12 protein-coding genes are annotated in these 12426 nt (G+C 40.9%); 3 read left to right on the forward strand and 9 right to left on the reverse strand.

Going from position 1 to position 12426, the window contains the following annotated elements; genetic code table 11:
- Position 1: 1 nt before the first annotated feature.
- Together LEP1GSC195_RS08195 and LEP1GSC195_RS08200 are read right to left on the reverse strand one after the other, a co-directional pair.
- On the reverse strand, positions 2 to 1150 hold the full coding sequence (locus LEP1GSC195_RS08195) for an LIC10775 family protein (RefSeq protein ID WP_015681899.1): 1149 nt from the start codon (positions 1148 to 1150) through the stop codon (positions 2 to 4).
- Positions 1151 to 1153: 3 nt separating this feature from the next.
- Positions 1154 to 2620 carry a hypothetical protein gene (locus LEP1GSC195_RS08200; protein WP_015682016.1) on the reverse strand — a complete coding sequence of 489 codons (1467 nt, stop codon included), beginning with the start codon at positions 2618 to 2620 and terminating at the stop codon, positions 1154 to 1156.
- Between the two features lie 93 nt (positions 2621 to 2713).
- Between LEP1GSC195_RS08200 and LEP1GSC195_RS19505 the strand changes: the two genes are divergently transcribed.
- A complete protein-coding gene (locus LEP1GSC195_RS19505) occupies positions 2714 to 2983 on the forward strand; it encodes a hypothetical protein (protein ID WP_232227735.1) in 270 nt (89 codons plus the stop codon).
- A 25-nt stretch (positions 2984 to 3008) separates the two neighbouring features.
- Here LEP1GSC195_RS19505 and LEP1GSC195_RS08205 read toward each other — a convergent pair whose 3' ends face one another.
- Genes LEP1GSC195_RS08205 through guaB form a run of 3 tightly spaced genes read right to left on the reverse strand, consistent with a single transcriptional unit; the run spans position 3009 to position 6003 of the window.
- Entirely contained in the window at positions 3009 to 3689 is a 681-nt protein-coding gene (locus LEP1GSC195_RS08205; RefSeq protein ID WP_015680708.1) for a 16S rRNA (uracil(1498)-N(3))-methyltransferase, read from the reverse strand.
- A 4-nt stretch (positions 3690 to 3693) separates the two neighbouring features.
- On the reverse strand, positions 3694 to 4467 hold the full coding sequence (locus LEP1GSC195_RS08210; RefSeq protein ID WP_015681085.1) for an outer membrane lipoprotein-sorting protein: 774 nt from the start codon (positions 4465 to 4467) through the stop codon (positions 3694 to 3696).
- A gap of 9 nt (positions 4468 to 4476) precedes the next feature.
- Complete coding sequence (guaB, locus tag LEP1GSC195_RS08215; protein WP_015681191.1) at positions 4477 to 6003, reverse strand: IMP dehydrogenase; 1527 nt, start codon at positions 6001 to 6003, stop codon at positions 4477 to 4479.
- 97 nt (positions 6004 to 6100) lie between these two features.
- On the opposite strand from guaB, the gene LEP1GSC195_RS08220 reads away from it, so the two are divergent.
- Positions 6101 to 7255: a DUF1577 domain-containing protein gene (locus LEP1GSC195_RS08220; RefSeq protein WP_015681522.1), complete on the forward strand. Its 1155-nt coding sequence runs from the start codon at positions 6101 to 6103 to the stop codon at positions 7253 to 7255.
- 4 nt (positions 7256 to 7259) lie between these two features.
- Here the strand turns inward: LEP1GSC195_RS08220 and LEP1GSC195_RS08225 are convergent, their stop codons facing one another.
- From LEP1GSC195_RS08225 to LEP1GSC195_RS19830, 3 genes are all read right to left on the reverse strand, one after another.
- Entirely contained in the window at positions 7260 to 9197 is a 1938-nt protein-coding gene (locus LEP1GSC195_RS08225) for a B12-binding domain-containing radical SAM protein (protein ID WP_015681417.1), read from the reverse strand.
- A 45-nt stretch (positions 9198 to 9242) separates the two neighbouring features.
- On the reverse strand, positions 9243 to 10502 hold the full coding sequence (locus tag LEP1GSC195_RS08230) for an EAL domain-containing protein (RefSeq protein WP_015680882.1): 1260 nt from the start codon (positions 10500 to 10502) through the stop codon (positions 9243 to 9245).
- A gap of 191 nt (positions 10503 to 10693) precedes the next feature.
- Entirely contained in the window at positions 10694 to 10858 is a 165-nt protein-coding gene (locus tag LEP1GSC195_RS19830; RefSeq protein WP_015681875.1) for a hypothetical protein, read from the reverse strand.
- A gap of 79 nt (positions 10859 to 10937) precedes the next feature.
- Here LEP1GSC195_RS19830 and tmk point away from each other — a divergent pair, with 79 nt between their 5' ends.
- The gene (tmk, locus tag LEP1GSC195_RS08235; RefSeq protein WP_015681243.1) at positions 10938 to 11543 is read left to right on the forward strand and encodes a dTMP kinase; all 606 of its coding nucleotides are present in this window, start codon (positions 10938 to 10940) and stop codon (positions 11541 to 11543) included.
- On the opposite strand, the gene LEP1GSC195_RS08240 is transcribed toward tmk, so the two are convergent.
- Positions 11544 to 12425 (reverse strand): class I SAM-dependent methyltransferase, encoded by an 882-nt coding sequence (locus LEP1GSC195_RS08240; RefSeq protein WP_015681139.1) that lies wholly within the window; start codon positions 12423 to 12425, stop codon positions 11544 to 11546.
- Between the last annotated feature and the right edge of the window lies 1 nt (position 12426).

The following is a 12426-nucleotide window of genomic DNA, read 5'->3' on the forward strand; positions in this document are numbered from 1 at the left end:
ATTACTCCTTTACTTCAAATGAACTGCGAATGGTTTGCCAATAGAGGTCTGCTGTTTCCTTTTCCCTTTTGGGATAAGACAAGGAAAGAAAGTATCCACGAGGTGCGTTATAAAGATAATACTCTTTCATTTCCATTTCAACTGTATTTCCAATTTCATCCACCTCGGTCCACTCACTCAAATACTCCGATTTTGATTCTGTCCTTTTATAACCCAACTTTCGGATTTGGGTAGGTGTGAGAGAACGCATGGAATCCCAAAATCGAAAGTAATTTTTGGTATCACGTAGTGGCCTTGTTTTATCAAAACTAGAACCAATGGATAAAATAATTTTAGGAAGATTTTTCTTTTTTTTTCCAGAGGTTTGTAGTTTTAAGGCTTCATCCCATTCGGTTTGACCGGCCGGAAGGTAGTTAGATAGAAACTGTACAAAACGTACCATTCGATAAATGGAATCTCTGTTTTCGCCATAAATTCCCAGTCGATCTCCAAATAGTCCCTCATAACGGAGTTTCGAGGAAAATCGAATCCGGTAACGAAAGGATTCGGACTCTAAAACCAGTTGGTCTTTGGGTTTTGATTTTCCCACATAACATCCAAAAGGTTCACTCACCAAATCTAAAGGGATGGTTTGGTCTGACCATTCATTGGCTGCTCTGTTGGTAATTTCATTGGAACGAACAAGCCAATTCGGAAAAAAGCCAGGGTCGGTTTCTAGTTTCAATCGGTAACAGAGATGAATCCCTTTTCCAAGAAATACTGCTTCTTTTTCTTTACGAACCTCATACAAAGCCTCTAGTTCCTTGGCAGCAATATCGGCTTCATCCTCAACTGGAAATTCTTTATAGTATTCATCATCGATAAGAAAACGCATTTGTCCTGATGGGGAGACTAAATAGTTTCTGCCATGTGCGTCTTTTTTTTTGACTGTGGATTGTTTGTTTTTGAATTCAGAAAGGAATCGATGGAAACTACGGCTCTCCTCTTCTTCCGCATCAGAAATCCACGCCCTTTGTAATAACGGATCCAGTATGACTTTAGAATTCGATTCTGAAATGATAAAAAAACTAGGAAAAAAAGAAAGAATCAGGAAAATTCCAATTTGAAAAGATGGGGTAAGGAACCGAAGAGAGAAATTCCCTCCTGACATCTGTTAAACCTGAAATTTGGATTGGATAAAATTGAGTGCCATAGTAAAGATTTTAGAAAAATCTCTCTTATGGTTTTCGTCATTCACTCGAGACAAAATCCCTTTCAGAAGTGTTTGCACTTGTGTGTAATTGGGAACTTCAAAAAATGATTTTTGGATATGAGGCCAAGCCATCTTTACCATTTGCATAAATTCAGGACTTCCTTTTTTAAACTCCTGAATCATACGATCTAACGTAAGTTTGATGATCTGAAAATTCTTTATTTTTTTAACAGTTCCAACCAAAACCTCTCGGCTTAAATCAGATTTGGAGCTCATCATTTGGAACAAAGAATTCCAATCGACAGGTTCATTTTTCTGTTCTTTGAGTACTTGAGTGCGTAAAGAAACTACTGCCTTCTCAAATTCAGAAAGACCACGTAACCAGTTTTGGTATCCCACTTGGTCAGCTTTCGTTTGGTACCCCGTGATGGTTTGCACAAGATCCATAAATTCTTTTACACCAAAGGCCTCTAGTCTTGCAAGGTTTGGATCTATCGGAATTACGGACTCAGGTTCTTCAAAATCAACATCGATGTCCTGAGAAAAGTCGTCATCTTCCGTATTTGCATTGGAATCATTGGATCCACTTGCAGAAGAATCCGAATCATCAAACTCCAAATCTTCAATTTCATATTCTTCCGAAGAAGTGGAAGGTGCGTTTTTTGAAGTTGGTTCTGGAAGGGGGTTGTCTTTGGGGTCAGGGCCAATTCTTACTTCTAAGAGTTCGCCAGTGAGAGACTCAGCAAAGGTCTCTACAATTTCCAATAGAATGGATTTATCTCTGTCGGGAATGAGGGATTGTTTTTTAGCAACAGGTACAGGAGGAGCGTTGGCAACAGCCAAGGCATCAGTAAGTGATGCAGGTTCTTTTTCTGATTCCGCACTGGAAGGCATCGCCAAAGCTGCTTTGGCCGATTCTGCCATAAGGCCTTTGGGTTCAATGATCTCGCCAGTCAAAGGGTTTTCCAGAACAGTCAATATTCCTTTTTGTACAAAAACAAAATCCGTGGGATGAGTGACTTGCAATCGTTCTACGATTTCTTCTGCTACAGAGGAAAAACTAGGAGCTGGTGCATTGGTGAGTTTGTCTAACTCCTGGGCCTTTAGTTTTTCTTGTACTTTATTTAGAACTTCGATAAAATTAGAATTTAAATAAGTAGAAACTTCATTTTGAGGAACGCCTAACATGGTCGCAAATTGAGGCAGGTGTTCAAAGAACTGATCGGTCTTTTTGATATTCCCAGTCATGTAGGATTTGATCTGTTTTGCGACCTCTTCCACTTTGGCTGGATCCATTTTACGGGCTTTGAGAAGTTTTTTGAAAATATCGATATGGGCGTGGAAATAAGACAAGAATTCCCCATAAGCGGTAAATTCAAATTCTCCGTGCGCTTTTTTTTCTAAAACCTTTTTAGAACCGTCTGACATAGTAGGATCTCATCCAATGCATAGGAAAAGTCACAAGGGTCAAGATTTTTACGAACCGATTGACGAAATGCAGGGAGAACGGAGTTTAGGAATATGAATCGTTTGTTAGTTTTGGCTGTATTGTGTTTTGTCATGATCTTCTCTACATCTTGTCAAAAAAGACAAGACAAAACCCTGGAAAGAAACCTGTTTACTTTCCTAATTAGTTGTACAGGTGGGAGTTTAGAAGCTTGTAATGCCGACTGCGCTGCCAAGTATCCAGACGTGACTGGGGTGAATTACCCTGCAGCTTCCACTTGTTTTAGCGCTTGCTCTACAAATTGTAACCTATCGACCACTTTACTTTTACTTACGAACAAATAGTAAACAGAAGTTTTTTCTCTAGAATTTAAGTTCCATACACAAGGAAACTGGCGGCGACAATGCCTGCCGTTTCTGTACGGAGCACCCCACCGGGAAGAGTAAGCCTTGGGATCTGGTTTTTTTCCATCCATTCTTCCTCATCGGTATGAAATCCCCCCTCGGGTCCAATCACAGGAATCTTATTTATCAGTCGGTTGGCTTGAAAGACCTCTGATCTATGCGGATGGAAAACCACCAAACTATCTTTATGTGCATTCATCCAATCATTCGCCGACTCAATCGAAAGTGTAAGTAGCTCGGTTTGTTTAGACTGGGCTGCTGCTTCCTTAACTATTTTTTCAGCACGATCCAAATTGAATTCTTTGCGAATGGAATGCCGAAAAACAAGAAAAACTACAGCATCAAGACCAATCTCCGTTACCTTCTGTAAAAAAAAATCAAACCGATTTCCTTTCGGAAGGGCAATGGCTACCGTTTTACGTTCAGTTTTCCTTGGGTAATGAGTTTGGTTTATGAATTTTAATTCTTTTAAATGAGGAGAGAACTGGTAATCATAAAGACCGCCCACACCATCCCGAATTTGGACGGTTGTCTCCTCTTTGCTGAGTCGTAAGGCCCGAAGGTGAGCCAACTCTTCCGGAGAAAGAACGATTGTAGGTTTTGGTGAAAATCCAGTGCGAAAGAGAATGAGACCAGGCTCTAACAAGGGTTTAACGGCTTAAGTTATCAACAGCAAACAAAGAAGCATCAGGATTCACTGATTTATCCACTTCTTGAATTTCCCAAACAGTGATACTACCTGTATTCAAATCTAACATCTCGAGCCGAGAGGCTTTTTGAATCTCTTCTACCTTTCCAGAAGTTTCTTTAACTTTTACAGGCCCGTATTTTAAGTTCAAAGTTTTGAATAAAATTCCATCCCGATCATGAAAGTCAACGCGGTAGGGTTTTAAATCTTTTTTACCAACGAGTAAAACTAACTTTTTATAAAAGTATGGAAGGATGGGTTTTAGAGAAATGCGGTAATACACTTCTCCACCAATTTCCAAATCAGCATTCACAAGTGGGTTGTAATTGGCCTGATAGGAATACCCAGAAAGATCCACATAGAAAAACCCAGTTCCCATCAGTGCTTCATACTTTTCATCATCTGTTTTTCGAAAGAGTTTGGCACTGAGAACATTGAAGAAAAATACATTTTCCCCTTCGTCTTTTGTTAAAAGTTTGGATTCCAGTCCTCGACCTTTTCTATCGAATAGGAGGAGAGCATCTTCCCCATTGAAAAACCGATTGATCTTCCAAGTTTCCGAAGTTCCGTTCCGACGGATGAGGACGTAAGTCCCTTTAACAAGACCCTTTCCGAAATCCATTTCCCGATCAAGCCTTGCCAAAAGTTCTTGCGCCGACAAACTGGCATCAGGTGACCCTTGAGCCTCTATCGAAACAAAACTAACAAAAAGTAATAGAATCCAAATTTTACGCATGTATGATTTTTATTCCGCGCGCATAGAAGGTTTTGTATAAGAATACAATCCATGAACACTACCTTGTGCTTGGGCCGATTCTGTCCTTCGTTCGAAACGAAGTTTTCCTTCCCGCAAAGCTTTATGAATGTCTGGAATGTTTCGGAATCCCATATCTTGAAAACTTTGTCTGAGTCCTTGCACCAAGTAAGGAATGAGGTTTAAAACGGAACCTTTATCCACAACATATCCAGAAACACCTTGTGCCACTTTGATCTTTTGTGATTCAGAGAAATACCGTTTGTCTCCACCTTTACTCATTGCTTCTAAACTTGCCATTCCTCTATATTTCTTTAGACGAATTCCATTTTCATAAAAATACTCACCCGGAGCTTCTTTTGTTCCGGCAAACATAGAACCCATCATACACATAGAAGCACCAATCGCAAGAGCATTGGCAATATCTCCAATATTGGAAATTCCTCCATCGGCAATCACAGGAACTCCATGTGCTTGCGCATACTCCGCTGTTTTGAATACGGCTGTGGCCTGAGCACGACCGACTGCCATTGTATCTTGTGTGATACAAATGGATCCAGGACCCATACCAATTCGAAGTCCGTCCGCACCCGCTGCAATAAGGTTTGCTGCTTGTGCTTTAGTCACGACGTTTCCGCCGATGACATCGATACTTGGGAAATTGGATTTGATCCATTGGATCATTTCCATTTGGTAACTAGAGTTTCCTTGTGCAGAATCAATGATAATGGCGTCCACTCCAACACCTGCAAGAGCTGCCATTCGTTCGCGTGACTCAGGTAAGGTGGAAAGGGCCGCACCTACTCGGAGTCGTTTTTGATCATCTTTTGAGGACTGAGGGAATTCTTTATTTTTTTTCAGGTCACTGCGACAGATAAGAGCCACAAGTTTTCCTTGTTTGTCCACAATCGGAAGTTTTCCTTTTTTGCTAGTGCGGAGAATATCGTTCGCTTCGAGTAAACTAATCCCAACATTTGCTGTGATTAGTTCTGTAGTCATCACCTTACCTAGTTTGACATTACGATCTTTTTCAAAATCTACATCGCGGTTGGTGACGATACCAACTAACTTGGATCCAGCAGTTCCATTTTCAGTGATCGGAATTCCACTGAATCCATATTTTTCTTTTACTGCATCTAAATCAGCAACCGTATGTTCTGGTGAGAGAAGGATGGGATCCTTAATGAATCCATTTTCATATCGTTTAACTTTGCGAACCAGGTCCACCTGTTCATCGATACTGTTGTTATAATGTATAATTCCTATTCCACCCATGAGTGCTTGCGCAATTGCCATCTCAGACTCAGTAACTGTGTCCATGGGCGAGCTCATGAGTGGTCTTTTGAGTGAAATATTTTTGGAAAGTTTGGTTTCTAGTTCTACATCACTAGGGTTAAAGTCTATAAAACCGGGTAATACTAAAAAGTCACGATACGTGAGTCCCATGTTGACCGAGAAGAGCTCTTGTCCACTGACTCCATCGAGAAGCTCCGATCCTGGTAGGGGGTGATTTGACATAATTATCCTTCCTTTTTCTACTTTAGGTAAGAAAACTCTCCTTGCAAGAGAATTTCAGGAGAAATTCGTCCGATAATAGTAAGTAACACGACCTTTTATGGAAACCCTAGAAAGAAGTAAGCGATCTTTGGACGTTTTTTCCGACAAAGAAAAAAAGCTCCATGTTTTGACGAAATTTTTATTAAACCAAGAATTAAGTCTAAAGGACAATATCCATTCCGGGGAAAGTTGTTTTCTAAAAAAAGTTTCAGCGGATGGAAACAAAGTCCTAATCAACGTACGCCCTCCCTTGACCCTCTCCGTGGGCCAAAAAGTGACTCTCTATAAAATCTTGGGCAGATACCTACATCTAGAATGCACCGTCGAACAAGAAAAGGCGGAATCTCAATACGTACTCCATTTAGACAAAATTGCCATTGCCAAAAAAGATAGGGAAAGTTCGAGAATCCCTGTTCCTCCAGGTTCCGCATGGATCACCAATGTGGTTTCCAGTAAGGCAAAAATCGAGACGGATATGTTCCACGTCCCCACTGCCGTGAAAGTGAACTTTCAGGACTATGAAACCAAACTAAAAGACTCAGTTGATTTTATCAAAATTGCGACCTTTAACTCTAGCGAAGATTCAGAAATCATCCGCCAAATCAAAAAAACCAAAAAAGGCCTGCTACTGGAAGATGCCACAGATAGGAAATGTTACGAAACATCACCTAACGAAGATTTTTTGGTATTTTCGGAAGAAATCGAAGAAGATATAGATAAAGAAATCAATAACAAACGTAACCAAAAAATCAAATCAGAACTCATCCTTCCGATCCTTTACTTAACTGATGATGAAGAGTCCATTCCTATTGGTTACATCCAAATGCAAAGTAAAACAGAAACCTTTGATTTACTGAAAGCCATGGAGATGAAAACAATTTGTTTCGAAATGGTGGATCGGATCCGTAATTCGAATATGATCAAATCCGATGGAAAGTTTCCGGTCATTGATATATCCGAAGGGGGGCTAAAAGTCATTGTCGACCATCCCGATTTAATCAAAAGCCTTCCCAAACTTTCGGGATTCCAGTTTGATATTTTCTTTAAAATGCAATCTCCCCTCACTGCATTTGGAACGATCAAAACCATTACCAAAAACGAAGAAGGCCACCTAACAGTCGGCCTTGCAATTGCTGGTCACTCTTCTCGTTCTGGTGAGAAAAAAAGATTTTTAGAAAACGTAGAATTTTTTCGCAAACAAAATCACAAATAGTAAACTATAGTTCGCCGTAACCAAGAACTTCCACGGACCATCTCTCTTCTAATTTTCTGGAAGAAAAGGTGATGGCTTCTGGATCCATTTCTTCTTTTAGAAAATCAAAGTCTGAGCCATCGATTTCCTCACCTTCCACTAAGTAAAATGCTTCTTGGGATGGATTTAATTTTTGGATTCTATTCGTAGGAATTCTTTCGTAAATTAAATAAGAAGTGGAATTCAATTCCCCATCTCTCCAATTTTTTAGTTCCAAATGGTTTCCATCGAAGACAAAAACCAAACGGTGTTGGAGGTTCTCTCCTCTGTGAGCGAGTGTTCGAGAAAGATAAGAGTTCCTTTGAGTTTCGAGAAGGGAAACGAGTCGTTCTGTCTCTTGGGGTTTCGGAACAGAAACCAAGGGCAAAACAAAATCAATGGTGCAAAATGGTTCGGCTGTGATTCGTTCCTTCATCAAAGTAAGGATACGGCTGAGGTCATTCGAAAGATCTTCTGTGTGGAACCAAATGCTGTGATGGCGACTCCCCGACAAACTGGCCGAATGGGTTTCCTCTATTGGGTTCATCTCGGAGTTGGACGGATTTCTGGATGTCGTTAACACCAAATCGAAACGATCGTTTTTCTTCTGTAAAGCCGCACATAAAAATGGTCTTGGAAATTCATCCAAACGGCGTTCTAGTAAGTCCTCTGCAAAGAACAAGGATTCTGTTAAATCACGGGCACTAAAAGTGGGAGTTTGGATGATACGATAAGGAGGCGTTGGCATAAAAGAAAGCCCTTCTTTTTCGGCATCCCTACGCATAGCAGTTCCAGGAAGAACAGACAAAGGAAAAGCCTGCACCCATTCACCGAGTCCATGTTCTAAAAAGAAATGAATTCCCCTTTCCACATCATCTGGTTTGTCACCTGGAAGTCCAATGATAAGATCAAGGAGTAGTTCCATCCCTTCGCCAGCAAGCATCTTTGCTACTTCTGCGACTTTATGGGGGCTACCGAAACGTTTCACACGTTTCAGAGTTTCTTCGTTTACCGATTGAAGTCCCAGTTCCACACGAGTGAATCCCGCCTTACGAAGTTTAGTTGCTAGTTTCGGAGTCACACCTTCCGAACGTAATTCGGCAAACATAGACATACTTCCATCCGAATTCACTTCCGCAATCGCATCTAAAAAATTTTCAAAACCAGGTCTATGATTGAAAGTAGGATCAAGGAATACAAGCTCCCGAGCTCCCTTTTCTTTTAAGTTTGAAATTAACTTTATGGTTTCTGGAATGTCGAGGGTGCGGAGGTTTTGTGAAGATTTAGGATAAAAACAATAAGTGCACTGCGACTTACAACCCCGCACTGTCTCTAAATAAGTAGAACGTTTGGGATCCACTCGTAAATGTCCCGTTGTATAAGGGGATGGAAAGTCTGTCAGAGGAAAGTCCGCGGCTTTTTGTTTTCCAAAGGAAGTGAGAGTTCCATTTTCCTTCCGGTAAGCTACATTATCCAATCCTTCCAAAGAAGACTTAGAAAGTAACGTGCGCATCAGGTTGCGAAAACTATGTTCTGCTTCCCCCGATACCGCAATGTCATAACCACCTTCGCCTAAAACATAAGGGTTGTCTTCATTGACCTCAGGCCCACCAATTAGGATGGTCGTTTCTGGATTTCGTTTTTTTACTTCTTTTGCAATGTAAAGGCTACGTTCGGTATTCCATAAATAGAGAGAGAGTCCTAAAAAGTCAGGACCTTCTTTGGTGATACGATCAATGAGCTCCCTGTCTCCCAAAGAATCCGTATCTTCTGGAGACACCACATAGGGACTTAGTCCAAGAACTGGGTCTTCTTTGGATTCTAGACAACTTGCCAAACTAGCAGCTGCTAAAGGAACATTTCCAGTGGCAGCATAATAGGATGGTGGAGGTACTGGTAATTGCAAAAATTGTATTTTTGCCATAGCTCTTACCAGTATCCATTCGGAGACTGTTTTTCGCAAAACCTTTCAGGAACGAGAAACTACTACATCGATAAATAATATCAAATTTTCAGAGAGGTTTCTCGCAAATGTCCGCAACATCATCCGTTCCGAAATGTCGTGATACATTTGCGAAAGAGTCCAGGCATCCCGACTGGTTTTGGATTTGTGAAGGTGTTCAAAAAAATAAGGCCGAAAAGACCAGTTTTTACCCAAAAAAGAATAGTCTGGTTCCATTTTTCCCGATTGGTCCCTGGAATAGTTGGGAGAAACCTGAAATCCAAGTGGGTTTGTGATGTACATCCGAAAGAAATCTCCGTCACCAAAGACACTAGTTTCAAAACCACCCTTCCATTCCCAAATTCCATTCTCTTCGGTAAACCCCATCATGATTTCAGAAAGTTTGTCCTTCCAGATGGTCTCCCATTCAATCTGACGGTTCATCTCTCCTTGTTTACGAGCATGAAAGTATTGTAGTGAGGATTGCATTTCTGTTCGATACTCAAACCGTTTGGCAAAAAAAGGTTCCGGTTTGGCAAAGTAGAATCCTTGGATGTATCTTGCCCCGTAGTTGAGAGCATTGTAGAGTTCATCCTCCGATTCAATCCCTTCAAAAAGAAGACTACTTCCGAGAGATTCACCTAACTTGGACAAGTTGAGTAAAATTTCTTTGAAGTTACGTGAGAAGGTGGACCTCCGTAACATCTGTAAATCGACTTTGATAATTTCTGGATGGAAAAGCCCAATCCGATCTAAGTTACTGGCTTCAGAACCGGCATCATCGACGGCTATGGAAAATCCTTCTTGCCTGTACATATTGAGCACTGGCCGCAAAAGTTCCAGGTTGTGTGGAAACCGTTCTTCCGTAATTTCAATGACAATCCGTTCAGGATCCACACCCACCTCTCTTACCATCTGAATGGTCTGAGGAAGCGCAGTTTCCAACTGTAAGAGAGCATGGTACATTACGTTCGGCGAAATGTTTAAAAATAACTTGGTTTCGGGTGGTGCTTCTTTTGCGAACTTTTGTAAGGCAGCCAAACGAATTTCTTCATCGACTTGTTTTTTGAGAAAAAAGATTTCATCGTAACCAAAGGTTTGGGATAAAAAGAATTCTCCAAGACTAACTAGTCCTTCCGGTGTGGAAAGACGCCCGAGTAGTTCGTAGCCGTAAATACCAGTGGATTCTGACGAGAGGATGGGTTGGAAAACAGGAACGAGAGTTCCGCCACTCAACCAAGCTTTCCACTCGCGGAGGAATTTATGACTTTCTCTTTCTGTGATCATAGATGGATACAATCTTATATTGCAAGATCGGTACCAGTAAGCATTGTAGGGAATTTTACTGCATTATGCGCATTAAATGGGCAATTAGGAACGACGGATGTGAAAAAATGTGATTGCTGCTTATTGATTAAGCAAAATGGTATAAAAAAACCACCCAAGTTGCCCAGGATGGCTTCCGCTTTGAGTAGTAATTACTTAATGTCTCTAGCTTTTGTTTTGAATGACTCATCCAATTTTGGCTTTTTAGAAGGTTTTGGTTCTTCCACAACTGGCGTTTGTTTAACTTCTTCAGAGGCACAGTTAATCATAAATACAGCCAAAAAAGCAATGATCAGCATAGACGAAATTTTTTTCATGTTTTTGCTCCTTAGACTAAATTGCCGAGTTTAGTAAATAAGTCGAGGAAAAAACGACCTTTCTTAAAATGGAGGGGATATGCCCCAAAATAATCAGTTCTTCGTATTTGAAGGGATCGATGGTTCCGGGAAAACCACCGTCTCTCGTTTGGTTTCTGAAGTGCTCCTAACAAAATCCATCCCGAACCTCTGGCATAGAGAACCAACAGACAGTGTGCACGGAAAAAAGATTAGAGAGTTTGTACAAGGAAAACTCAAACTATCAAAAGAAGAACAAATTGAAACCTTCATTGCCGATCGTGAATGTTCCGTGAACGACGTCATCTTACCAACGTTAAAGAGTGGTAAATCCGTCATACAAGATAGATACTACTTTTCGACAGCCGCCTACCAAGGTAGGGACGAAGAACATGCTGCCGATATTTTATACAGAAATGAAGACAAAGGATTTCCTGAACCGAACAGAGTGTACTTTTTAGATCTCTCTCCAGAAGAAGCACAGGAACGTCGAACAAGCCGCGGCGGTGCCGAAGAGGTATTTGATGAGGATTCCGAACAGGCTCGTATCTACCAAAATTATTTGGCAATTTTGCCTGAGTCGACCATCTTTGTAGATGCCACGGCTGAACTAGACGAAGTAGTTGCCTTTTGTGTTGAGGATATACTCAAGTCTCTAGAAGGTTAATTACTTTTGTACCATATAGACCATCATGTCACCTAACTGAAGCCATTTCACTAGACGGTCCATGATCCATTTCCGGAGTTTGAAAAAAAATCGGGCTCCGGGGCGCGATGTCATCCCACTTCCGTAAGTGAACGAAACTGGGTGAAAATAACCTAAAGACAAAAGCAGGTTTTTTAAACCTTGGTAGGAATAATAATATAAGTGTTCGGGAACATTCAAATACCTCCACTTAAGTCCGGCCAGTTTAGCAAGTAGACCGTACCGGCAAGTAGAGAGGATAAGAACTCCTCCTGGTTTTAAATGGCTCTTAATTTTTTCCAAAGTTTCTTTTGGCCTGTGCAGGTGTTCAATAGTAGCCCAAAGAGTGATGACATCAAACTGGTTTTGGAAGTTCCCATCCCAATCCAGAAAGTTCTCTTGAAAGATATTAAGTTTTAAAGTTTCGCGTGCAAAACGAACGGGACCATCCGCGATTTCAATTCCATACGCATCATAACCCCGATCTTTCTGATAAGCCACAAAGTAACCTGCAGCACAGCCAATGTCCAAAGAAGAAAGTTTTGTTGCCGGAGGTAACTCACTAATTCTCTTTTTTTCCCAGGAAAAAAAATCCAAATCATTTAGGTTGAGTTGAAAAACCCGAGATATCTCGGTACGCAATTTGTCGGAGTAATAATTGTCATACCCACGTTCTGTCCTTTGGGTAAAATAAGAATCATCATAGTATTTTTTTACGTCAAGGAAAGTTGGTTGTGGGTTTACTTGCACAAGCCCACAAAACTCACAAGAAACGATAGAAAAAGACTCACCCAGTGGGCTTTCTTTGGTATAAATGGGACGGAAGCGATTTTGGCCACAGGTATTGCAGGGGATTAGTTCCACA

Origin of the sequence: Leptospira wolbachii serovar Codice str. CDC (assembly GCF_000332515.2) — a bacterium.
GTDB classification, from domain to species: domain Bacteria; phylum Spirochaetota; class Leptospiria; order Leptospirales; family Leptospiraceae; genus Leptospira_A; species Leptospira_A wolbachii.